This is a genomic window from Burkholderia sp. L-4 (genome assembly GCF_056856535.1).
On sequence record NZ_JBXEOX010000002.1, the window covers coordinates 354718 to 377747 of the forward strand.

The following is a 23030-nucleotide window of genomic DNA, read 5'->3' on the forward strand; positions in this document are numbered from 1 at the left end:
GACGGCGGCGGGAAACGCGGCCGGCCGCGTTTCCCGAAAGCGAAATTCTGTATTGCCTCATGCGCGCGAATCGGCGCGACGCCGATTGCTACACTCTGCGTTTCGCCGAATGACGGATCAAGCAAAGGGGCTCGCGCCATGTATCGCAAAGGCAGTGTGATCGAAATCCAGTTTCCGCCCGAACGCCTCAACGACGCGGCCGGCGATCCGTACTGGATCGACCTGACGCTCGACGAGGCACGCCGGCTCTATGAACAGCTCGCCGCTCGCTTCGCGACGGATGCGCGCGCCAACCAGCCGCTCGACACGTTCTCGATCGACTGAACCGGCCGATCGCCGCGGCTTCACGCCCGGCCGCGCCGCATCGCGCCGCGCGGCCCCCTCCCTTTCCGCGCCGCAAACCCGGCGCACGCTGACGACCGGCACGGCCACGCCTCGCCCGGCATGAGTGCAGGATTCGACAAGACGCCGGCCCCGCTTCCCCCGATACTGGCCGACTTTCCGATTCTGTCCAGCCAGTTCGTGGCCCGTTACGCATGCTTACCTCGATCGTCGCCGCCGCGTTCGTCGCGCTGTGGTCCACCGGCTTCATCGTCGCGCGGGCCATCAAGCCCTACGCCGATCCCAACCTGTTCCTGCTCGCGCGCTTCGCCGGCACGGCCGCGCTGTTCGGCGTCGTGGCGCTCGCCGCGCGCGCACCGTGGCCGGCCCGCCGCGAATGGCCGCGCCATCTGATCGCGGGCGCGCTGCTGCAGGGCGTCTATCTGGGCGCCAGCTACTGGGCCGTCGCGCAAGGGTTGAACGCGGGCGTCATGGCGTTGCTCGGCGCGCTGCAGCCGCTCGCCACCGCCGTGCTCGCGGTCCCGCTGTTCAACGAGCGCCTGCCCGCGCGCGGCTGGCTCGGGATGGCGCTCGGGCTCGTCGGCGTCGCGCTCGTGCTGGCGCCGAAGGTCGCGGGCGGCGTCGCGTCGCCGCCGGGTGCGGCGCCCGAGTGGCTGGTCGTCGCCGTATCGGTGCTGGCGGTCGGATCGATCACGGCCGGCTCGCTGTACCAGAAAGGCAAGCTCGCGCAGAGCGACCTGCGCACGGCGGTGGCCGTGCAGAATTTCGGCGCGGCGATCGTCGCGGCCGGCTTCGTCGCGCTGCTTCACGAAACCCGCTGGATCGGCGCGCCGGCGCTGTGGGTGTCGCTGGTGTGGGGCGTCGTGTTCCTGTCCGGCGGCGCGGTCACGATGCTGATGTGGATGCTGCGCCGCGGCAACGCGGCGCGCGCGACGTCGCTGCTGTTCCTCGCGCCGCCGCTGGCCGCGCTGCAAGGCTACTGGCTGTTCGGCGAAACGCTCGCGGCGATCCAGCTCGCCGGCTTCGCGCTCGCGCTGGTGGGCGTCGTGCTCGCGCGGCGCTGACGCCGGCCATCCGGCGCGCATCCCGTCGGCGGGGCGAGCGCGCATGCCGTTCGCCCGGCATCCCGCACCCGCCCGGCGCACCGTGCACCACGGCGACGCAGTACGTCTCGCCGAAGCAACGCGAAGCCTCCGGAACGCACGCCCGGCGCGGCACCGCGCCGCGATTGCGCTTATGATGGGCGCCTTGCATTTCGTTCCGGAACTTTCTTCATGACATCCGCCGATTACGCCAGCCGCCAGCGCGCGATCATTGCCGAACTGAACGTTGCCCCGCACTTCGACGCCGAGGCCGAGATCGACCGCCGCATCGATTTCCTCGCGCACTATCTTCGTTCGACCGGCCTGCGGTCCTACGTGCTCGGCATCAGCGGCGGCGTCGATTCGTCGACGGCCGGCCGGCTCGCGCAGCTGTCGGTCGAGCGCCTGCGCGCCGACGGCTACGATGCGCGCTTCATCGCGATGCGCTTGCCGAACGGCGTGCAGAACGACGAAGCCGATGCCCAGCGCGCGCTCGCGTTCGTGCGCGCGGACGAGGTGCTGACGGTCGACGTGAAGCCGGCCGCGGATGCGATGCTGCGCTCGCTGGTCGCATCCGGCCACGCATTCGACACGCCGGCGCAGCAGGATTTCGTGCACGGCAACATCAAGGCGCGCGAACGCATGATCGCGCAGTACGCGGTGGCCGGCGCGCGGCGCGGCATCGTGATCGGTACCGACCATGCGGCCGAGTCGCTGATGGGTTTCTTCACGAAGTTCGGCGACGGCGGCGCGGACGTCCTGCCGCTCGCGGGCCTGAGCAAGCGGCGCGTGCGCGCGGTCGCGCGTGCGCTCGGCGGCGAGGAAACGATCGTGATGAAGGTGCCGACGGCCGACCTCGAGGAACTGCGTCCGCTGCGGCCCGACGAGCACGCGTACGGCGTGACCTACGACGAGATCGACGATTTCCTCGAGGGCAAGCCGGTCGAAGACCGCGTGTACGAAACGGTGCTGCGCTTCTTCGACGGTTCGCGCCACAAGCGCGCGCTGCCGTACACGCCGTTCGACTGGCGGCCCGCGTAAGCCGGCCGCCGCAACCGACATACCGCGCGCGAGCCGTCAAGGCCGCGCGCGGCACGCCCACCACGGGCAGCGCTATGCGTGCCCGCCCGCCTTCTTCGCCTGCAACGCGCGAATCCGCAGTCGCGCGCCCGTATCGCTGACCGTCGCGTCGTACATCGTCGCGAGGTCGCGCTTGAGCGCGGTGCGCGAGCCGCCGTCGAGATACACCATGTGACCCGACGGATAGAACCGCGCCGACAGGTTCTGCCGCACCTTCAGATCCTCCAGCGGCATCTGCTGCAGGTCGATCACGGTCTGGTAGAACGGCGTGACGAAATCGTACAAGCCGTTCGCCGACAGCACCTTCAGGTCGACGTTCAGCGCCATCACCGCGGCGAGATCGCCGGCCGTATAGAGAATCACGTTCCCCTGCGCATCGATGCCCTGCTGCGCGCCGGTCGGGTCGATGTGGCCGAAGTCCCAGTTCCGGAACGCCTGGTCGTTCAGGTCGGTGAACGCGGAATTCGACGTGAACTTCAGCTGCTCGTTCAGGTAGCTGTTCCACATCGCCGTATAGACGCCCGTCACGGCCGTCATCGTCGGATCGTTGCCGCCCGAATTCGGATCGATCTTGCCGGCGATGCCCGACGAGATTCCGGTCACGCGGCCGTCGTACGAACCGAGCGCGAGCCCCTGCGCATGCAACAGCGTCGTCAGGAACAGCGAATTGCCGCGCGTGTCGTAGCCGGCGATATCGAGGCTCCACGATTGCAGCGTCGCCGCATCGATGCCCGTGTATTGCGACAGTTTCTGCACGGCCGCCGGATCCGCATGCGGAAGCGTGCGCAGCGCCTTCAGGTAGTCGGTGCGCGCGAACTGCGCGACCTCCTCGACGAACGCGCCGAGATCGGTCGGCGCGGGCGTGACGCCGAGCTTCTTGTGATACCACGCGTCGGCCGCGGCGGTCGGCAGCGCGCCGACCGGGTTGCCGGCCTGCCGGTAGTCGAGGATCGACGACTGCAGCGTGACGCCGTTCAGGTCGACGCCGTCCTCGTGCAGCTTGTACGCGAGCACGCAGCTGCGCGCTGTGCCGTACGATTCGCCGAACAGGTACTTCGGCGAATTCCAGCGGTTGTTCTTCGTCAGGTAGCGCTTGATGAACTGCTTCAGCGAATCCGCATCCTGGTCGACGCCCCAGAAATTGCGGTTCTTGTTCGGCGCGACGGCCGCCGAATAGCCGGTGCCGACCGGATTGATGAACACCAGGTCGCTGTGGTCGATCATGCTGTCCGGGTTGTCTTCGATCTGGTACGGCGCGGGCGGCGTGAAACCCGGCATCGACGTCTTGATGCGCTTCGGCGCGAACGAGCCGAGCAGCACGAACACCGACGACGAACCGGGGCCGCCGTTATAGAAGAACGTCACCGGGCGCGTTTCTTCCTTCGCGCCGTCGGCCGTGAACGCCACGTAGAAAAGCTTCGCGGCCGGCTGCGAACTGCTCGGGTCGACCGTCACGAGATGGCCGGCCGTCGCCGTGTACGCGATGCGCTTGCCGTCGATCAGGATGGTGTGATGCGTGATCGCGGCCGCCTCGGTCGTGTCGGTCACCGAGTCGTCGGGGCCGTTGCCGTACGCGACCGGGTCGAAGAACGGCTGGTCGCGGCCGTGGCTCAGCGCGACCGGGTTGACGGTCGGCGGCACGCCATGCGAATTGTGGTCGCCGTGATGCAGCGGATACACGCCGCCGGAAGATGCGGAATCGATGCCCATCGTGCTGCTCCTGGAGGTGAAAAAAGACGCGGGCAGGACACCCGCGTCGAACGGAAAGGCGTGGGCCCGCGCGTCAGCTCGACGGCTTGCGCGCGAGGATCGCGGCGAGCTGCGCGCCGTTCGGGCTGCCGAGCCCCGTGCACGCGTCCCAGCCCGAAGCAGCCGCATAGGTGCCGTTCGATCCTTTCGTGATGTCGCGCAGCGCGCCCGGATGCTTGTACAGCACCGGATTGACCCAGCCGGCCGACGCGCCGGCCGACGCATTGATCCGTGCGATCAGCGCGGCCCACAGCGGTGCGACCGCGCTCGTGCCGCCCATCACCGCGGCGGTGCCCGCGACCGATACCTCGTAGCCCGTCTGCGGCGACGCATCGCCGGCCACGTCGGGCACGCCGCGTTTCGCGAGCGGCGTGCGGCTGCCGTCGGCGAGCGTCACGGCAAGCCCCTGCTGCCACGCCGGCACGTCGAACAGCGTGCTGACGCCGCCGCCGCCCGCGCCGCCGCCGGCCGCCTCGTCGTTCCACGTGACCTCGCTGCGGATGCCCTGCCCCGGCAGCGCATCGAGCTGCGTGCCGCCGCAGCCGAGCACGTACGGGCTCGACGCGGGGAAATCGACGTGATCGGTGCCGTCCTGCAGCCCGTCGCCCGAGCCGCTGTCGCCCGACGCCGCGCACACGGTGATGCCCTGCGCGGCGGCCGCCTGCAGCACGCGGTTGAACGCCTGCGCCGACTGCGCCTGCCAGATGGCTTCCGGGCCGCCCCAGCTGATCGAGATCACGGAAGGTTGGTTGGTCTTGTCGGTCACGGCCGCGTTCACGGCCTGGATGAAACCCGCGTCGCTGTTCGGCGCGAAGTAGATGGCGAGTGTCGCGGCGGGCGCGATCGCACCGGCAATCTCGATGTCGAGCGCGACTTCGCCGTCCGGACCGTTCGGGTCGCCGGTCGGCGCATTGCGGCCGGCGCCGACGTTCACGTCGACGAGCGTCGGCGGCGTCTTGAGCCCGAGCCCGCGGAAATATTGCTGGATGTCGGCCGCGCGATAGCCGCCGCCGAGTTCGATGATCGCGATACATTGGCCGGCGCCGTCACCGGCCGGAAAATCGTACAGCGACGCCAGCTGGACCGGCGTAAACGTCACGCCCGCGGCACCGCGCGCAGGCTTGAACGGCGGACGAAACCGGAAATGCGGCCGCGCCTGCGGGCGGCTGTCGAGGCCGAGCACGGCCGTGACGGCGTCGCCGAGATCGTCGGGTAGCGCGATCGGGCCCGAGCGGCCGCGATACTGGCCGATCGACCGATGCTCGAATCGTTCGAGCTTCACGCCGAATGCGGTTTCGAACTGTGCGATCGTCCCGGACAGCACGACGACGCTCTCGACCGGATCGACGCGATCGACCGTCAGCTGATGACGATGCGCGAAATCCTCGGTCTTGCGAATGTCGTCGGGATTGGCGGAGAAACGCTGCGCGAACGCTTCGCGCGACAGCGGCTTCGCCTGTGCGTCGCCGGTGGCGAGCTGGTGAACCAACGTATCGAGTTGCCCTTCTTCCTGCCGCCGCAACATGATCGTGACGTGGATGCGTTCTGCCGGATCGCACGCGCCGAGACATTTGGACTCGGCGACGATTCGGGGTTCACGGTCGGCGTGAAGATGCCTTGCCATGTTCAGACCCTCCTTGGTACCGCGTTGCACGGAACAGCCAGGAAATCGGACACAGCCGGCGGAAGTCGGTTCCGTTCGGTCAGTCGATTCGCTTGCGCGAAGTTAGAGGAAGTTTAGAACAGTCAGACGATTTGCGCGTCCCCCCTTCTGCAGCAAGGCACGCGCGCGAAGGCCGGCATTGCGTGCGGCCAGTCGGGCTGCGCGGCAACGGCGCGGGGCCTCGTTCAGTCCATTGAAAGGCGCAGCGCGAATCCGATCAGTGCCGCCGAAAACGTCCAGCGCTGCACGGTCTGTGCGAGCGGATGCGCACGCATCCACGCCGCGATGCGCGACGCGCCGAACACGCACGCGAGGTCGAAGCACACGCCGGCCGCGACCAGCAGCGCGCCGAGCTCGAACATCTGCCAGACGACCGGCCCGGCCTCGGGTCGCACGAACTGCGGCAGCAGCACCGAGCAGAACAGCAGCGCCTTCGGGTTCAGCAGGTTCGTCAGCAGCCCCTTCACGAATGACTGCCGCAGCTCGCCGGCCGTCGCCGCATCGCCGTCGCCGAGCGCGAACACCGGCGAGCGGAACACCTGGATCGCCACATACGCGAGATACAACGCGCCGCCATAGCGGATCACCTCGTACAGCCACGGTGCGCCGCGGATCAGCGCCGCGACGCCGCAGGCCGACAGCGTCACATGTGCGGTGCGCGCGAGCGACAGCCCGGCTGCCGCCGCCATCCCGGGCCGCACGCCACGGCCGATGCTGGTCTGCAGCACGAGCGCCATGTCCGGCCCCGGCACCGCATAAATGGCGGCCAGCGCGGCGAGATAAATCAACAGCAAATGCGTGGAAATCATGGTCTGCCCCGTCCTTCAATGACGATATGTTGCCGCTGAAGAAGGAGGGATTATTGGCCATCTTTGGCTCTGGATTGGCGATCCTTGGGGGAATCCGCCACAATCACGAAATCGATACAAGGATTCCGCCAACATGACCGAGCTCGACAAAACCGACCGCGCCATCCTCGCCGCGGTGCAGCGCGACGGCCGCATGCCGATCGCCCGCCTCGCCGAATCCGTCGGCCTGTCCGAGACGCCCTGCGCGCGGCGCCTCAAGCGGCTCGAAAGCGACGGCTACATCGAGCGCTACCGCGCGCAGCTGTCGCGGCAGGCACTCGGCTTCGGCGTCGTCGCGTTCGTGCTCGTGCGGTTCGCGACGCACGACCGCAAGGTCGCCGACCGGTTCGAACGGGAAGTGCTCGGCATCGAGCGGATCCTCGCGTGCCACAACGTCGCGGGCACGGCCGACTACCTGCTGCAGGTGGTCGCGCGCGACCTCGACGACTACGGCACGTTCCTGCGCGACTCGCTGCGGATGCTGCCGGGCGTGACCTCGATCGAGTCGGCGCTGTCGCTACGCGAGGTGAAGCACGACGCGGGCTTGCCGGTACCGTGAGGCGCGGCTGCGCCAGCCGCCCCGGCGTAACGCTGGTTCACATGGTTGGCGCCCGCGGCGTCATGCCGCGTCGGGCGCCTGATGCGCGCGTTCGAGATCCTCGAGAAACGCCTCGACCAGCGGATTCCCGCGCCCGTTGCGCGCGACGACCATGTGGAACGTCACGTCGTAGCGCAACGCCTCCGGATTGAGCGGGGCAAGCAGCCCCTGCGCGACGTACGGCGCCGCGAAGTGTTGCGGCAGGTAGCCGAGGTGGTGGCCGGACAGGATCAGCAGCGCGACGGCTTCCATGTTGTCGGCCGTCGCGGTCACGCGGTCGGGCGTGGTCGACAACTGCGCCTCCGGCAGCGGATACGAGCGCCACGCCCATTCGAAGCCCGCGACGTCGGCCGGCGTCAGCATGCCGGCCCCGTCGAACAGCGGATGACCGCGCCCGCAATAGGCGACCTGGCGCTCGATGAACAGCGGCGTGTAGTGCAGCGACGGCACGCGGTGCCAGAAGTAGCCGACCGCGATCTGGATCTCGTCGCTCAGCAGCTTCTCCTCGAGATCGCCCGGCGCGCGCACCGAAATCGAGAAACGCACGGCTTCGTCGCGCGTGCGGAACGCGGCGATCGCCTCCGCGATCCGCGCATTCTGGCTCACCGGCGTATGGCCGATCAGGCCGATGTTCAGCGTGCCGACCAGCTGGCGGTCCATGTGCCGCGCGGCCATCCCGAATTCGTCGAGCGCCGCGAGCAGCTTGCGGCTCATCGCGTGGAACCGCTCGCCCTTCGGCGTGAGGCGGAAACCGCTGCGGCCGCGCTCGCAGAGCCGGTAGCCGAGCCGCGTCTCGAGCGACGACAGCTGCGCGCTGATCGTCGACTGCCCGACGTTCAGCACGGCCTGCGCGGCCGATACGCCGCCCGCGTCCGTGACCGCGAGAAACACGCGGATCAACCGCAGATCGAGGGTCGACAGATTCCCCAGCACGTTCATCCCCTTCCATACATCGATGAAAATCGATGTTTACGTCGATATCTTCGCATTCTTCTTTCCCGGCGGAGCGCGTAAAACTGTGCGCCAGGCCGCGTCGCATGATACGGCAACCCCACACCGGAAGAGACAGCCATGAACGACCACCCCCATTTCCAGCCGCTCGGCGGCAATGAAATGCCGCGCTGCGGCGGCATCGCGACGATGATGCGCCTGCCGCACGTGGCGAGCGCCGAAGGCCTCGACGCCTGTTTCGTCGGCGTGCCGTTCGATCTCGGCACGTCCAACCGCACCGGCGCACGCTTCGGCCCGCGCCAGATCCGCACCGAATCCGTGCTGCTGCGCCCGTACAACATGGCCACGCGCGCCGCGCCGTTCGATTCGCTGCAGGTGGCCGATATCGGCGACGTCGCGATCAACCCGTACAACCTGCACGATTCGATCGCGCGCATCGAAGCCGCGTACGACGCGATCCTCGAGCACGACTGCAAGCCGATCACGCTCGGCGGCGACCACACGATCGCGCTGCCGATCCTGCGCGCGATCCACCGCAAGCACGGCAAGGTTGCATTGATCCACGTCGATGCGCACGCCGACGTGAACGACACGATGATGGGCGAAAAGATCGCGCACGGCACCCCGTTCCGCCGCGCGGTCGAGGAAGGCCTGCTGCACGGCGACAAGGTCACGCAGATCGGCCTGCGCGGCACCGGCTACGCGGCCGAGGATTTCGACTGGTGCCGCGAGCAGGGTTTCCGCGTCGTCCAGGCCGAGGCATGCTGGAACAAGTCGCTTGCGCCGCTGATGGAAGAAGTGCGCGCCCGCGTCGGCGACACGCCCGTCTACATCAGCTTCGACATCGACGGCATCGACCCGGCCTACGCACCGGGCACCGGCACGCCGGAAATCGCCGGCCTCACGGTGCCGCAGGCGCTCGAGATCATCCGCGGCGCGAAGGGGCTGAACATCGTCGGCTGCGACCTCGTCGAAGTCGCGCCGCCGTACGACCCGTTCGGCACCACGGCGCTGCTCGGCGCGAACCTCGCGTACGAGCTGCTGTGCGTACTGCCGGGCGTCGCGTACCGGGACTGATCCCGCCCCCCCCTATTCCAAATCAGAGGATTCCAGAGGAGCACATATAAAGATGGGGACTTCCGTCAAGCAACCGAAGCGGGCGGCGCTCGCTTCGTTCGTCGGCACCACGATCGAGTGGTACGACTTCTATAGCTACGCGACCGCCGCCGCCATCGTGTTCGGGCCGCTGTTCTTTCCCGGCGAAAACCGCTTCATCAGCCTGCTGGCGTCGTTCGGCTCGTTCGCGGTCGGTTTCTTCGCACGGCCGCTCGGCGGCGTGATGTTCGGCTATCTCGGCGACCGCTTCGGCCGCAAGCGCTCGCTGCTTGCGACGCTGATGCTGATGGCCGTGTCGACCGTCGCGATCGGCCTGCTGCCGACCCACGCGCAAGCCGGCGTGATCGCGCCGGTCCTGCTCGTGCTGATGCGCGTGCTGCAAGGCATCGCGGTCGGCGGCGAATGGGGCGGCGCGGTGCTGCTCGCCGGCGAGCACGCGCCCGAAGGCAAGCGCACGTTCTTCGCGTCGTTCGCGCAGCTCGGCAGCGCCAGCGGCCTGATCCTGTCGATGCTCGCGTTCGGCGCGATCAGCACGCTGTCGAAGGACGACATGATGAGCTGGGGCTGGCGCGTGCCGTTCCTCGCAAGTTCCGTCCTGCTGATCGTCGGCTTCGTGATCCGCGCGAGCGTGTCCGAGTCGCCCGAGTTCGAGGAGGTCAGGAAGAGCGGCAACATCGCGCAACAACCGCTGCGCGAGGCGCTCAAGTACTGGCCGTTGCTGCTGCTCGCGATCGGTGCGAACGTATACGGCATCGCCGGCGTGTATTTCAGCAACATCTTCATGATCAGCTATGCGACGCAGTTCCTGTCGCTCGACCGGTCGATGGTGCTGCATTGCATGACGATCGTCGCGGTGCTGCAGTTCGTCGTGCAGCTCGCCGCCGCATTCCTCGCGCAACGCTTCGGCACCACGCGCGTGCTGCTGATCACCGGCGCATGGGCCGCGCTCGTCCCGTTCGTGATGCTGCCGCTCGTGCACATGGGCACGCCGCTGTCGATCACGGTCGGCGTCGGCCTCGCGACGCTGGCGGAATCGGGCTACTACGCGGTCGTCGCTGGCTTCGTCAGCGGCATCTTCGTCGCGCGGATCCGCTACACGGCGATCTCGATCGCGTACCAGGTGTGCGGCGCGCTCGCCGGCGGCCTCACGCCGCTCGTGGCGACCATCATCGCGCAGAACACCGCGCCGCAATGGTGGCCGCTGGCGCTCCAGTACACGAGTGCGGCCGTGCTGTCGTCGCTGTGCGTGTGGCTGATCTCGCGCCGCGTCGGCATCGACGATGTCGGCGCGCCCGGCAAGACGAACGCGGCGCTGCCGCGCGGCGCGCGCACCGCGTAGCGTCCGCACGACGGGCAGGCGCTTCGCCTGCCCGTTTTTCATCGGGCGGCGCGTCGCACCGCCCGCTGCTTTCCCCGCCCTTGATTGCCTGCCGCAACGGCGTCGCGGCAGGCACGCGCACGCGGTCGCATCGAACGACCGCGCGACCCTGGAGACATTGCCGTCATGAACCGCCCCGACACCCTCGATGTCGGCCGCGCCGAACCGGCCGGCCTCACGATCGAGCACCATTCGATCGACTACATCCCCGAACACGAACGCCATGCGAAGCTCGCCAGCCAGGGCCCGTTCTGGTTTCTCGGCAACTTCCATTTCTTCACGATCTCGATCGGCTTCGTCGGGCCGGGCATGGGCCTGTCGGCGGGCTGGACGACGCTTGCGGGCGCGCTCGGGATCATGTTCGGCACGATCTTCATGGCGTTCCACGGCTCGCAGGGGCCGGAGATGGGCCTGCCGCAGATGATCCAGTCGCGCGCGCAATTCGGTTATCGCGGCGTGATCGTCGCGCTGCTCGCGACGCTGTTCGTGTTCGTCGGCTTCAATGTCGTCAACGTATCGCTGATGGTCGACGGCGTGCACAGCGTATTCGGAATCGACGGCGGCTTCGTCGCCGTCGCGGCCGTGGCAATCGGCGCACTGCTCGCGATCTACGGCCACGACCTGATGCACCGGACCTTCACGTGGGCGCTGATCGCGACGCTGCCGCTTTATGCGCTCGTCACGCTCGCGCTCGTGTTCGGCCATGCGGCGCCGCCCCATGCCGCCGTTGCGCCGGCCGCGCCGGGCTTCAACGGGATCGCCTTCGCGACGCAGTTCGCGATTGCCGCGAGCTACAACATCTCCTATGCGCCGTACGTGTCGGACTATTCGCGCTATCTGCCGAAGCACACGAGCCGCGCGAAGCTGATCGCCGTGATTTTCGCCGGCGCGTCGCTGTCGGGCACCTGGATGATCGGCCTCGGCGCATGGCTCGCGCAGAAGCTGCACGCGGCCGATGCGCTGGTCGCGATGAACGACGTCGGCTCGTCGCTGGTGCCGGGCCTCGGCAAGCTGATCGCGATCGTGTCGCTGGTCGGCTTCCTGCCGATCATCGCGCTCAATGCATACAGCGCGATGCTGACCGTCCTGACCGCCGCCGATTCGATCGTGCCGATCCGGCCGACACGCCGCGCGCGCGTCGCGTCGATCGTCGCGATCAGCACGTTCGTGCTCGCCTGCGTGTTCGCGATCCGCGGCAACGGCATCGCACTGCTGCAGACGTTTCTGACGCTGATGCTCTACTTCCTCGTGCCGTGGACCGCGGTGAACCTCGTCGATTACTTCTTCGTGCGGCGCGGCCGCTACGCGATCGCGCACTTCTTCACGCCGGACGGACTCTACGGCGCGTGGCAGCCGCGCGGCATCGTCGCGTACCTGGCCGGCTTCGCCGCGATGGTGCCGTTCTTCTCCATCTTCGATGCCGAAGCGAACCGCGAGGTCTTCGTCGGCCCGTTCGCACGCATGCTGGGTGGCGTCGATATCGCATGGCTCGTCGGGCTGGCCGTCGCGGGTGCCGTGTATGCGGTGCTGTCGCGTTCGCTCGATCTCGAACGCGAACGACGCGTGATCGCCGACGCACGGTCTCCCGAAACGCTCGCCGACACGCCCCGTCACGAACACGCGTGACGGAGCACGTGGCGCATCGCGGCGCGCAGGTTGCCTGCCGGGTCATCGATCCCGGCGGCAAGCGCGCAGCATGCGCTACGTTACCGCGCCTGGGCGCGCAACGTCTTCGCGGCGGCGACCATGTTCGTCAGCGCCGGAATCACCTCCGCCCACTGCCGCGTTTTCAGCCCGCAATCCGGGTTCACCCACAGGCGTTCCGCCGGAATCCGTTCGGCCGCCTTCTTCATCAACCCGACGATATGATCCTGCGTCGGGATGTTCGGCGAATGGATGTCGTACACGCCCGGCCCGATTTCGTTCGGATACCTGAAATCGTCGAACGCGTCGAGCAGCTCCATGTCCGAGCGCGACGTCTCGATCGTGATCACGTCCGCATCCATGTCGGCGATCGACGCGATGATGTCGTTGAACTCCGAATAGCACATGTGCGTGTGGATCTGCGTATCGTCCCGCACGCCGTTCGCGGTGATGCGGAACGACTCGACCGCCCACTTCAGGTATTCGCCCCATTGCGCGCGGCGCAGCGGCAGCCCTTCGCGCAGCGCGGCCTCGTCGATCTGGATCACGCGCACGCCGGCCTTCTCGAGATCGAGCACTTCTGCGCGGATCGCGAGCGCGAGCTGGTAGCACGACACCGAGCGCGGCTGGTCGTCGCGCACGAACGACCAGTTGAGGATCGTCACGGGGCCGGTCAGCATGCCCTTCATCGGCTTGTCCGTCAGCGACTGCGCGTACGTGATCCATTCGACCGTCATCGCCTTCGGGCGGCTGATGTCGCCGAACAGAATCGGCGGCTTCACGCAGCGCGACCCGTACGACTGCACCCAGCCGAACTGGCTGAATGCATAACCGTCGAGCTGCTCGCCGAAGTATTCGACCATGTCGTTGCGTTCGGCTTCGCCGTGCACGAGCACGTCGAGTTCGAGCGATTCCTGTTCGCGGACGCTGCGTTCGATCTCGGCCTGCATCGCCGTGCGGTAGCCGGCTTCGTCCAGCGCGCCGGCCTTGAACCGGCTGCGCGCGTGGCGGATTTCGGCGGTCTGCGGGAACGAACCGATCGTCGTCGTCGGGAAGGCCGGCAGGTTCAGGCGCGCCGACTGCTTCGACGCACGCTGCGGATACGGGCTCGCGCGGTTGCCGAGCTGCGCATCGATACGCGCGATCGCGGCCTTCACCGCCGGGTTGTTCACACGCGGCGAGCGGCGGCGCGAAGCGATGGCGGCGGCGTTCGCGGCGAGCGCCCCGGCCACCTTGTCGCGGCCCTCGTTCAGCGCGGTCGCGAGCACCTTCAGCTCATCGAGCTTCTGCAGCGCGAACGCGAGCCACGAACGGATTTCCGCATCGAGCTTGTCCTCGCTCGCCAGATCGACCGGCACGTGCAGCAGCGAGCACGACGGCGCGAGCCACAGGCGATCGCCGAGCTGCTTCGCGAGCGGCTCGAGCCAGTCGAGCGTCGCATTCAGGTCCGTCTTCCAGATGTTGCGGCCGTTGATCGCGCCCACCGACAGCACGCGTTCGGCCGGCAGCTCACGAACCAGCGCGTCGATTTCGGCGCGGGCGTTGATCGCGTCGACATGCAGGCCGTCGACCGGCAGCGACGCCGCGAGCGTCAGGTTGTCCTGAAGCTGGCCGAAGTACGTCGCGAGCAGCAGCTTGATACGGCGCGTTTCCAGCACCGCGTAGGCGGTGCGGAAGGCCTGGCGCCATTCGGCATCTAGTTCGGTCACGAGAATCGGCTCGTCGATCTGCACCCATTCGACGCCCTGCGCGGTCAGCGTGTCGAGCAGCGCGCCGTACACGGGCAGCAGCTTCGGCAGCAGCGCGAGGCGATCGGAATCGTCCTTCGCCTTGCCGAGCCACAGGTACGTGACGGGGCCGAGGATCACCGGCTTCGCGTTCACGCCCTGCGCGGTCGCCTCGGCCAGTTGCTGCAGCAGGCGCGACGGATCGAGCGAGAAGTTCGTGTCGGCGTGGAATTCCGGGACGATGTAGTGGTAGTTCGTATCGAACCACTTCGTCATTTCACCGGCCGCGACGCCGCCGCAGCACGCCGCGTGTTCTTCAGCCGATTGCGCCGACCGGCCGCGCGCGACGCGGAAGGCGTTGTCGAGCGCATCACCGTGGAAGTCCTGCACGCGCTTCGGCAGATTGCCGAGCGTGAAGCTCATGTCGAGCACCTGGTCGTAGAACGAGAAATCGCCGATCGGCGCCAGGTCCAGGTCGCGCTGATCGTGCCAGTGGCGCCGGCGCAGCTCGGCGCCGAGCGCCTTCAGCGCGTCGCGCGACGATTCGCCCTTCCAGTAGCGCTCGAGACCGAACTTGAGTTCGCGCTTCGCGCCGATGCGCGGGAAACCGAGATTGTGTGTCGTGACCATGAAGCTGCCGTCCAGAGAAAAATTGAAGATCCGGCAGCCATCATAGGGATTTCAACACATGAAATAAAATGGCATTATTTCATTCATCCATTAAAGTTGTTCATGTATTCATTGCGTGACCCCCATCCATGCTGGAACGATTCCATCTCGTCGTCATTCGTGAAGTCGAGCGCCACGGCTCGCTGACGGCGGCCGCCAATGCGCTGCACCTCACGCAATCGGCGCTCAGCCATACCGTCCGGAAGATCGAGCAGCAGCTCGGCACGCCGATCTGGGACCGCGAAGGCCGCGGCCTGCGGCTCACGCAGGGCGGGCACTACCTGTTGAAACTGGCGAACCGGCTGCTGCCGCAGTTCGAACTCGCCGAGGAGCGGATGAAGCAGTACGCGAAGGGCGAGCGCGGCACGCTGCGCATCGGGATGGAATGCCACCCGTGCTACCAGTGGCTGCTGAAGGTCGTGTCGCCGTACCTGTCGCGCTGGCCCGACGTCGACGTGGACGTGAAGCAGCGCTTCCAGTTCGGCGGCATCGGCGCGCTGTTCGGCCATGACGTCGACGTGCTCGTGACACCCGACCCGTTGAACAAGCCGGGGTTGCGCTTCGATCCCGTGTTCGATTACGAGCAGGTGCTGGTGGTCGCCGACTCGCACCGGTTCGCGAACGCCGACTACGTCACGCCCGAGCAGCTGACCGACGAGATCCTGATCACGTACCCGGTCGAAACCGACCGGCTCGACATCTACAACCAGTTCCTGACGCCGGCCGGCATCGTGCCGAGGCGGCACAAGTCGATCGAGACGACCGACATCATGCTGCAGATGGTGGCGAGCGGGCGCGGCGTGGCCGCGCTGCCGAGATGGCTGGCCGACGAGTACGCCGACCGGATGCCGGTCGTGCCGGTCAAGCTCGGCAAGAAGGGAATCGCGAAGCAGATCTTCCTCGGCATCCGCGAGGCGGATGCATCGATCGACTATCTGGCCGCGTTCGTCGCGCTGGCGCGCGAATCGACGTGGAGCGCGCCGCGCATGCTGCGCTAGGCGCGCTCGTCCGGCATGCGCGTCAGGCGGCGCGCATCGCGATGCGTTCGCTGCGTTCGACCCAGGCGCCGAACAGCAGGCCGATCGTCGTCCACATGATCGCCTGCATCCCGAGCGCGGCGACGCGGAACTTCCACAGCAAGGCAGCCGGGAATGCGGCCGGTACCTCGTCGAACGACGGCAACCCCAGCTGCACGGCCGCGATGATCGCGACGAACACGAGGCCCGCGACGATTGACGCGTTCCATTGACCGAGCTTCGCCAGCAGGTGGCGGCGCACGCCGACCGAGAACACCATCGTCGCGATCGAGATCGCGATCATCAGGAAGAACAGGCCCGTGCGCTGGCCGATCGTATCGGGGTCGCCGACCGCCGGCGGATTGGCCGGGTACTTGATGTTCGGCACGATCACGAGGGCGATGAACGCCCCCAGCGCGAGCCACGCGGCGAGCTGCCGTGCCGGCAGGCGGCCGCCGCGCCCGTACGCATAGGCAAAGACCAGCGAGAACAGTCCGCCGAAAGCCGCGCCATAGGTCACGACGCCCGTCAGCAGGCCGAGGCCGGCCTGGGTGTGGCGGCTGACCAGTTCGACCTCGTGATCGTGATCGTGCCCGGGCTCGTCGCCCTTGGCGGCATCGAGTTTTTCTTCAAGGGAGATCGCCCGACCGACTTGCGGTTCGCCGACGATTTTCGCGAAACCGAATGTGATGAGGCCCGCGGCGATGCCTGCGAGCATCCCGCGCATGAGCAGCTTTCCGACCATCGTGTGCTCCGCGTCAGTGGCAGGGAAAGCCGAGCAGATGGCGGCCGTCGTGGACGAACTCGTGGACATACATGCCCGGCACGAGCGACGTCGCGCCTTGTTCCGCGCCGACGAAATACAGGGCGAGCAACAGGATCAGGCCGACGAATACGGCCCAGGGCAACAGTTCACGGACGGGGATGGGGGCCGGCACGACCGCCGGCTTCAGCACTGCTTCGCTCATGGATGCACCTCAGGGGAATCGCGCCCCGACAAATGATGGATGGGTACGAAGGCAGGTCTGGCTTCCGGGATCGTCGATTCTCCGGTTACAGTGGCGCGACCGCGCCGGAATTGCACCGGCTTCCGCGTTTCGTATCGGGCGAATTGTACGCGCGAACGGGCGCGTATTGAAGTGATCGCGCGGTGACAATCACGTCCCGTTCCGGATCATCCGACCATCGACATGACCCTGCATGCCTCGTTGCGCCTGATCGCACACGCATCGACCCGGGCGATGCGCACCGGCACGTTCCCCGACGACGATCCGCTCGACGCGCGCGGGCTCGCCGAAGCTGCCGCGTGGCGCGGCCGGTGGTCACGCGCCGGCGGATCGCTCGTCGTGCTGTGCAGCCCCGCATGCTGTGCGCGGCAGACCGCCGATGCGCTCGGGCTGCGCGCCGACGTCGACGACGCGCTGCGCGACATCGACTACGGCAACTGGCGCGGCAAGCGCCTGAGCGACCTCGCACGCGATCTGCCGGGCGAACTTGCCGCGTGGATCGGCGATCCGTCCGCCTCGCCGCACGGCGGCGAATCGTTCGCAGCCGCCGCGCATCGGGTCGGCACATGGTTGAACGCGCTGCCGCCCGGTCGCGACGTGATCGCGATCACGCACGCGCCGCTCGTCCGTGCGGCCCTCGCGCATGTGCTGCGGATGGATCCGGCGGCGGCCGCGCGTCTCGACATCGCGCCGCTGTCATGCACGACATTCGCCGCTTCGCCGGACGGCTGGTCATGGGTCGCGCCGGATGACGACCGACGCGATGCCGGTGCGTCAACCACCGTTGCGCCCACTATGTGAGCGATCAGGGCGACGCAGCGCCGAGCATTCGGCCAATCAGCTTACATCCCGTAAGACACGCCGTTCGTGGTCCCGACTGTCATCAAACTGACTGCTGGTCACCGCTAGGATCGGACGCGGTTCCCTCACGAGATGCCGTCATGAATCAACCTGCTTCGTCCGCCCCGAACAACGCCGGCTCCATCGAACGTACCAGGCAGATCGGCTATGCCGTGTTCCTGCTGGTGCTCGTGCTCGGCGCCCTCTATATCGGCACGCACCTGTTCGACGATCTGTCGCCGGTCCGCGAAGGCTCGCTGTTTCCGTACCTGTTGCTCGGCGCGGCATTGCTGATCGCGCTCGGCTTCGAATTCGTCAACGGCTTCCACGACACCGCGAATGCGGTCGCCACCGTGATCTATACGCATTCGCTGACGCCGAACGTCGCGGTGATCTGGTCGGGCATGTGGAACTTCCTCGGCGTGATGGTCTCGAGCGGCGCCGTCGCGTTCGGGATCCTGCAGTTGCTGCCCGTCGAGCTGATCCTGCAGGTCGGCAGCGGCGCGGGCTTCGCGATGGTGTTCGCGCTGCTGATCGCCGCGATCGTGTGGAACCTCGCGACCTGGTATTTCGGGTTGCCCTCGTCGAGCTCGCATACGCTGATCGGGTCGATCATCGGCGTCGGGCTGATGAACCAGCTGATGCACGGGCCGTCCGGCACGAGCGGCGTCGACTGGGGCCAGGCGCTCGGCGTCGGCAAGTCGCTGCTGGTCTCGCCGATCGTCGGCTTCCTGTGCGCGGCGCTGCTGCTGCTCGTGCTGAAAGCGCTCGTGCGGATTCCCGAGCTGTACAAGGAGCCGCCGAAGGATCAGCCGCCGCCGTTCTGGATTCGCTGCCTGCTGATCCTGACCTGCACGGGCGTGTCGTTCGCACACGGGTCGAACGACGGACAGAAAGGGATGGGCCTCATCATGCTGATCCTGATCGGCACGGTGCCGACCGCGTATGCGCTGAACAAGGCCGTCACGCCGGCCGAATCGCAAACCTTCGTGGCGGTCGCGAACCAGGCGGCCGCGACGTTCGGCAAGTACACGAACGGCGTCGCGCCGTCCGCGAACCCGCGCGCCGACGTCGAGCACTACGTTCAGCATCGCGAACTGACGCCCGCCGTGCTGCCGGCCGTGCAGCAACTGTCGACGTCGCTCGCGACCGCGGTCGGCGCGTCGGGCTCGATGGCGGCCGTGCCGCAGCGCGACGTCGACAACGTGCGCAACACGATGTATCTCGTCTCCGAAGCCATCCGCCTGATCGAGAAGTCCGGTCAGCCCGCGTTCGCCGCCGACGACAAGCTCGCGATCGACAACTATCGCAAGCAGCTCGACCACGCGACCAAGTTCATTCCGACCTGGGTGAAGGTCGCCGTCGCGATCGCGCTGGGCCTCGGCACGATGGTCGGCTGGAAGCGGATCGTCGTGACCGTCGGCGAAAAAATCGGCAAGCAGCATCTGACGTATGGACAGGGCGCATCGGCCGAACTCGTCGCGATGCTGACGATCGGCGCCGCCGACGTGTACGGCCTGCCCGTGTCGACGACCCACGTATTGTCGTCGGGTGTCGCGGGCACGATGGCGGCGAACGGCTCCGGACTGCAATGGAGCACGGTGCGCAGCCTCGTGCTCGCGTGGGTGCTGACGCTGCCGGCGTCGATCGCGCTTGCCGGCGGGCTCTACTGGTTGTTCCGGTCGCTGGCTTGATTCGGGTTGCAACGGGTGGCCGGTATCAGCCGGCCGCCTGTCGTGGAAGATTCACCGCTCGCCTCCGCGCCTCTCCGCACCGATCCGCCGCAGTGTTCGAATGTCCGTGCGCGCACCATGCCGTCCCCTCCTCGTTCCGAATTGAAGCGCAAGATCTGGAGCGCATCCGCACACGAACGTCGTTAGACTGGGTTCGTCGACTTTCTCCGTGGCCGCAACCATGCACGCAATGCTTCCGGGCGTTTCGCGCGACCCGGCGCCACATCGCTGACGAACCGAGGGACGCCCGTGAACATCGCCGATCTGCAACCTGCCATCGCATCGCCGGACATCGCGCGACGCGTCGACACCCTCGACTGGCCGACTGTCGGCGCCGAACTCGATCGGTACGGATGCGCGCATGTGCCGGGCCTGATTTCGACGGACGAGTGCGATGCGCTCGCGGCGCTGTATCCGCGGGATGCACTTTATCGTTCACGCGTGGTGATGGCGCGGCACGGGTTCGGTCGCGGCGAATACAAGTATTTTGCGTATCCGCTGCCAGCGGTCATCGCCGAGCTGCGCGCGACGCTCTACCCGCATCTCGCGCCGATCGCGAATCGCTGGAACCAGGCACTCGGGATCGACGTCCGCTATCCGAAAGACTCTACGACCTTCCTCGATCGCTGCCACTCGGCGGGACAGACGCGACCGACGCCGCTGATCCTGCAATACGGTCCCGACGACTACAACTGTCTCCATCAGGATCTCTATGGCGAGCACGTGTTTCCGCTGCAGGTCGCGATCCTGCTGTCGGCGCCGGGCCGCGATTTCACGGGTGGGGAATTCGTGCTGACGGAACAGCGGCCGCGCATGCAATCACGCGCGGAAGTGGTGCCGTTGATGCAAGGCGACGCGGTGATTTTCGCCGTGCATGGCCGGCCCGTGCAGGGGACGCGCGGCGTCTATCGCGTCAACCTGCGCCACGGCGTGAGCCGGATTCGCAGCGGCCACCGTCACACGTTGGGCCTCATCTTTCACGACGCGCAGTAGCAAGAATCGGGATGACGCTGATGAGAGCGTGCCGATCGTCACACACAGGATTCAAACCGGACATGCCGCGCGCCATTGCCCTGCGCCGCCAAGCCAAGCCCCGCCCGATCCGGCGCGGGCTTTTGCATTTCGGCGGCGTAAATGCGTGCGATGTGCAGCGTTACCCGGCTATCCGCGTTACCCTGCCGCCCGCGTCACGATCCAGCATTGCTCCTCGGTCCGCTCACTCACCCTCGACGACAGACGATCGATTGTGATAACCGTCAGGCCATCTCAGCCATGACGAATCGGCACTCGAGGTGAACGACGGGGAACCGGCATGCTCACCTGTCGCAACGCAATGCGACTTGAAGTCCGGGCCTATCCTCGCGCCACGTTCGCCCGCAGCCGGTCGCCTGCGTCCGAGGCCAGCCGCGCATAGCCCGGCAACGTCAACAGTGCGAGCACGCCTGCCGCGACGAATGCCCAGCGGAAGTCGTCGAGCACGTAATGCATGCCGGCCGCATCGCCGCGCGCCAACGCCGCGACCCGCAGCGACAACGCACCGAACGCGATCCCCATCCCGATCGTCATCTGCTGCGCGGCGCTCCACAGCGTGCTGGCCGCGCTCGTCTGATGAGCCGGGATATCCGCATAGGCAAGCGTCGCGAGCGTCGTGAACTGCATCGACCGCGTCAGCCCGTAGACGAATACGACGAGCAGCGTGATCGCCAGCGGCGTCGACGCGGTCAGCCAACCGCACGCGATCGTGAAGACGCCGACGATCGTCACGTCGACGAGTGCAACGCGCCGGAAGCCGTATCGGTCGAGAATCCACGACGTTCCCGCCTTCATGCCCAGATTGCCGAGCGCGCTCGCGAGCAGCAGCAGGCCGGACTGGAACGGCGACAGCCCGAAGCCGATCTGGAACAGCAGCGGCAGCAGGTACGGCACGGCATTGATCGCCATCCGCGTAACCGAACCGGTGATCACCGTCACCGAGAATGTCGGCACCTTCAGCGTCGTGAAATCGAGCAGCGGATGTGCGTGACGTCGTGCATGCAGCCATGCGGCCAGGCCGAACAGCACGCTTGCACCCACCAGGACGCCTGCACGCGTGAAGTCGACATCCTGCTGCCCAGCCGCCTCGGTGCCGATCAGCAGACAAGTCAAGGCGCCGCCGGCCAGCACGAATCCAACCCAGTCGAGCGGCCGTTGTTCGTCGGCCCGCGTATTCCGGACGATCAGCCAGGTACAGACGAGCGCGGCAATGCCGAACGGAACGTTCAGCAGGAAGATCCAGCGCCATGACGCATAGGTCGTGATGAAGCCGCCGATCGGCGGCCCGACCACAGGCGCGACGATGCCCGGCCACGTGATCGTCGCGATCGCACGCATCAGCTTGGCCTTCTCGGTGCTGCGCACGACGATCATCCGTCCGACCGGGACCATCATCGCCCCGCCGACGCCCTGCAGCAACCGCGCAGCCGTGAACGTCCCGACGCCGTCGGACAGCCCGCACAGCACGGACGCACCGGTGAAGACGACGATCGCACTCGCGAATACCGTGCGCGATCCATAGCGGTCCGCGATCCAGCCGCTGATCGGGATGAATACGGCCAGCGCCAGCATGTAGGCCGTCATCCCGAGGCTCAGCGCGTTCGGCCCGACGCCAAACGAGCGCGCCATCTGCGGCAGCGCGGTCGCGATCACGGTCGTATCGAGGTACTCCATGAAGAACGTTGCGGCGACGAGATACGGCAAGAAGTCGGTCGTCCGACCACTTTGAGCAGGGCTGTCAGTCATGAACGATGCAGGAAACGGAATGCGGGAGACCCCGATCGCCAGCGGATGCGAACGAGCGCCGCCGATCGGGACGAATGGCGATATTACCCCGAAGGGCCTGCTCTCCGCTCTGCAACGCATGTCGCGAAAATGGACTTTATGCGCATAGATTTTTATGACGAGTTCGTGATGCATTCGCCGACGGGCGCACACGATCAATTCGACGGGGCGAGTCGAAAGTGGGTAGATGAAGCGGGGCTTTTTTCACCAGAAGCGGTATTTGTCGATTATTGTCGACGAATTTCGCCCATCATCGGCCATCAGACATTGCCGCCTGGTGTAGCGACATCGACCGGGCGCTGACTGAAGATGGATTGACGTGATCCGTAGAAGGACGTGCCGGGGGAATTCGAGAGGTGTCTGGCGAGCGGATTGCTCGAGGCCGGCAGATGCCAGATTCCAGATCATTGGCCGTCTCGGTTTCGGCCGCATTGCACGTGGCCGCACACGTGCATTTCCGTCGCCGAAATGCAAAAACCCCCGCCTTTCGGGCGGGGGTTCTTGGCTTAGGGAGCCTGACGATTACCTACTTTCACACGGGAATCCGCACTATCATCGGCGTAGAGTCGTTTCACGGTCCTGTTCGGGATGGGAAGGGGTGGGACCGACTCGCTATGGTCATCAGGCAAAGGGGGTTGTTCTGCTGGCGTGGCCAACAGAACCAATCTGGGAAGAAGCAGTAATTTTAAGTTGTGTGTATCACACACGAGAATCCAACTTGTCGCTTGGATCTTGCGGCCGGTGCTTTCACACGGCGCCGATCTACAAGG

At 66.9% G+C, this 23030-nt stretch carries 20 protein-coding genes, 1 rRNA gene and 1 riboswitch; of the genes, 12 read left to right on the top strand and 9 right to left on the bottom strand.

Translation table 11 applies throughout. From position 1 onward, the window contains the following. The first annotated feature begins 138 nt into the window (after positions 1-138). From AC1VVG_RS18325 to nadE, 3 genes are all read left to right on the top strand, one after another. Positions 139-324 carry a hypothetical protein gene (locus AC1VVG_RS18325; RefSeq protein WP_006480515.1) on the top strand — a complete coding sequence of 62 codons (186 nt, stop codon included), beginning with the start codon at positions 139-141 and terminating at the stop codon, positions 322-324. 212 nt (positions 325-536) lie between these two features. Beyond that, positions 537-1406, top strand: coding sequence for a DMT family transporter (locus AC1VVG_RS18330; protein ID WP_124610000.1), 870 nt, complete (start codon positions 537-539; stop codon positions 1404-1406). Between the two features lie 210 nt (positions 1407-1616). Beyond that, positions 1617-2465, top strand: a complete 849-nt coding sequence (gene nadE / locus AC1VVG_RS18335) for an ammonia-dependent NAD(+) synthetase (RefSeq protein WP_034190616.1) — start codon at positions 1617-1619, stop codon at positions 2463-2465. Between the two features lie 72 nt (positions 2466-2537). Here nadE and AC1VVG_RS18340 read toward each other — a convergent pair whose 3' ends face one another. The 3 genes from AC1VVG_RS18340 to AC1VVG_RS18350 all read right to left on the bottom strand — a co-directional run bounded on the left by AC1VVG_RS18340 (position 2538) and on the right by AC1VVG_RS18350 (position 6725). Continuing rightward, positions 2538-4214, bottom strand: coding sequence for a S10 family peptidase (locus tag AC1VVG_RS18340; RefSeq protein WP_034190617.1), 1677 nt, complete (start codon positions 4212-4214; stop codon positions 2538-2540). Positions 4215-4287: 73 nt separating this feature from the next. After that, a complete protein-coding gene (locus AC1VVG_RS18345; protein ID WP_482835992.1) occupies positions 4288-5877 on the bottom strand; it encodes a S53 family peptidase in 1590 nt (529 codons plus the stop codon). 224 nt (positions 5878-6101) lie between these two features. Next, positions 6102-6725: a LysE family translocator gene (locus AC1VVG_RS18350; protein WP_049029964.1), complete on the bottom strand. Its 624-nt coding sequence runs from the start codon at positions 6723-6725 to the stop codon at positions 6102-6104. A gap of 133 nt (positions 6726-6858) precedes the next feature. On the opposite strand from AC1VVG_RS18350, the gene AC1VVG_RS18355 reads away from it, so the two are divergent. Continuing rightward, the gene (locus AC1VVG_RS18355; RefSeq protein WP_034180918.1) at positions 6859-7323 is read left to right on the top strand and encodes an Lrp/AsnC family transcriptional regulator; all 465 of its coding nucleotides are present in this window, start codon (positions 6859-6861) and stop codon (positions 7321-7323) included. A 60-nt stretch (positions 7324-7383) separates the two neighbouring features. Here AC1VVG_RS18355 and AC1VVG_RS18360 read toward each other — a convergent pair whose 3' ends face one another. Beyond that, positions 7384-8295 carry a LysR family transcriptional regulator gene (locus tag AC1VVG_RS18360; RefSeq protein WP_034190634.1) on the bottom strand — a complete coding sequence of 304 codons (912 nt, stop codon included), beginning with the start codon at positions 8293-8295 and terminating at the stop codon, positions 7384-7386. A gap of 138 nt (positions 8296-8433) precedes the next feature. Between AC1VVG_RS18360 and speB the strand changes: the two genes are divergently transcribed. The 3 genes from speB to AC1VVG_RS18375 all read left to right on the top strand — a co-directional run bounded on the left by speB (position 8434) and on the right by AC1VVG_RS18375 (position 12433). Next, positions 8434-9390, top strand: coding sequence for an agmatinase (speB, locus tag AC1VVG_RS18365; RefSeq protein ID WP_059557429.1), 957 nt, complete (start codon positions 8434-8436; stop codon positions 9388-9390). A gap of 52 nt (positions 9391-9442) precedes the next feature. Beyond that, positions 9443-10768 carry an MFS transporter gene (locus AC1VVG_RS18370; protein ID WP_034190621.1) on the top strand — a complete coding sequence of 442 codons (1326 nt, stop codon included), beginning with the start codon at positions 9443-9445 and terminating at the stop codon, positions 10766-10768. Positions 10769-10933: 165 nt separating this feature from the next. After that, positions 10934-12433 (top strand): purine-cytosine permease family protein, encoded by a 1500-nt coding sequence (locus AC1VVG_RS18375; protein WP_482835993.1) that lies wholly within the window; start codon positions 10934-10936, stop codon positions 12431-12433. A gap of 80 nt (positions 12434-12513) precedes the next feature. On the opposite strand, the gene metE is transcribed toward AC1VVG_RS18375, so the two are convergent. Beyond that, a complete protein-coding gene (gene metE / locus AC1VVG_RS18380) occupies positions 12514-14808 on the bottom strand; it encodes a 5-methyltetrahydropteroyltriglutamate--homocysteine S-methyltransferase (protein WP_124671073.1) in 2295 nt (764 codons plus the stop codon). Positions 14809-14936: 128 nt separating this feature from the next. On the opposite strand from metE, the gene AC1VVG_RS18385 reads away from it, so the two are divergent. After that, complete coding sequence (locus AC1VVG_RS18385; RefSeq protein ID WP_482835994.1) at positions 14937-15845, top strand: LysR family transcriptional regulator; 909 nt, start codon at positions 14937-14939, stop codon at positions 15843-15845. 22 nt (positions 15846-15867) lie between these two features. Here the strand turns inward: AC1VVG_RS18385 and AC1VVG_RS18390 are convergent, their stop codons facing one another. Beyond that, positions 15868-16608 carry a CbtA family protein gene (locus tag AC1VVG_RS18390; RefSeq protein ID WP_482835995.1) on the bottom strand — a complete coding sequence of 247 codons (741 nt, stop codon included), beginning with the start codon at positions 16606-16608 and terminating at the stop codon, positions 15868-15870. Positions 16609-16621: 13 nt separating this feature from the next. Beyond that, the gene (locus AC1VVG_RS18395; RefSeq protein ID WP_006488502.1) at positions 16622-16831 is read right to left on the bottom strand and encodes a CbtB domain-containing protein; all 210 of its coding nucleotides are present in this window, start codon (positions 16829-16831) and stop codon (positions 16622-16624) included. A gap of 33 nt (positions 16832-16864) precedes the next feature. Then, positions 16865-17003, bottom strand: a riboswitch (cobalamin riboswitch). A gap of 50 nt (positions 17004-17053) precedes the next feature. Here AC1VVG_RS18395 and AC1VVG_RS18400 point away from each other — a divergent pair. The 3 genes from AC1VVG_RS18400 to AC1VVG_RS18410 all read left to right on the top strand — a co-directional run bounded on the left by AC1VVG_RS18400 (position 17054) and on the right by AC1VVG_RS18410 (position 20436). After that, on the top strand, positions 17054-17671 hold the full coding sequence (locus tag AC1VVG_RS18400; RefSeq protein ID WP_482835996.1) for a histidine phosphatase family protein: 618 nt from the start codon (positions 17054-17056) through the stop codon (positions 17669-17671). A 140-nt stretch (positions 17672-17811) separates the two neighbouring features. Then, positions 17812-19404: an inorganic phosphate transporter gene (locus AC1VVG_RS18405; protein ID WP_034190627.1), complete on the top strand. Its 1593-nt coding sequence runs from the start codon at positions 17812-17814 to the stop codon at positions 19402-19404. 288 nt (positions 19405-19692) lie between these two features. Further along, on the top strand, positions 19693-20436 hold the full coding sequence (locus tag AC1VVG_RS18410) for a 2OG-Fe(II) oxygenase (RefSeq protein WP_034190628.1): 744 nt from the start codon (positions 19693-19695) through the stop codon (positions 20434-20436). A 360-nt stretch (positions 20437-20796) separates the two neighbouring features. On the opposite strand, the gene AC1VVG_RS18415 is transcribed toward AC1VVG_RS18410, so the two are convergent. Continuing rightward, positions 20797-22221, bottom strand: coding sequence for a DHA2 family efflux MFS transporter permease subunit (locus AC1VVG_RS18415; RefSeq protein WP_482835997.1), 1425 nt, complete (start codon positions 22219-22221; stop codon positions 20797-20799). Between the two features lie 45 nt (positions 22222-22266). Between AC1VVG_RS18415 and AC1VVG_RS18420 the strand changes: the two genes are divergently transcribed. After that, positions 22267-22563 (top strand): hypothetical protein, encoded by a 297-nt coding sequence (locus tag AC1VVG_RS18420; RefSeq protein WP_154233800.1) that lies wholly within the window; start codon positions 22267-22269, stop codon positions 22561-22563. Positions 22564-22773: 210 nt separating this feature from the next. On the opposite strand, the gene rrf is transcribed toward AC1VVG_RS18420, so the two are convergent. Continuing rightward, positions 22774-22886 (bottom strand): 5S ribosomal RNA (rrf, locus tag AC1VVG_RS18425). Between the last annotated feature and the right edge of the window lie 144 nt (positions 22887-23030).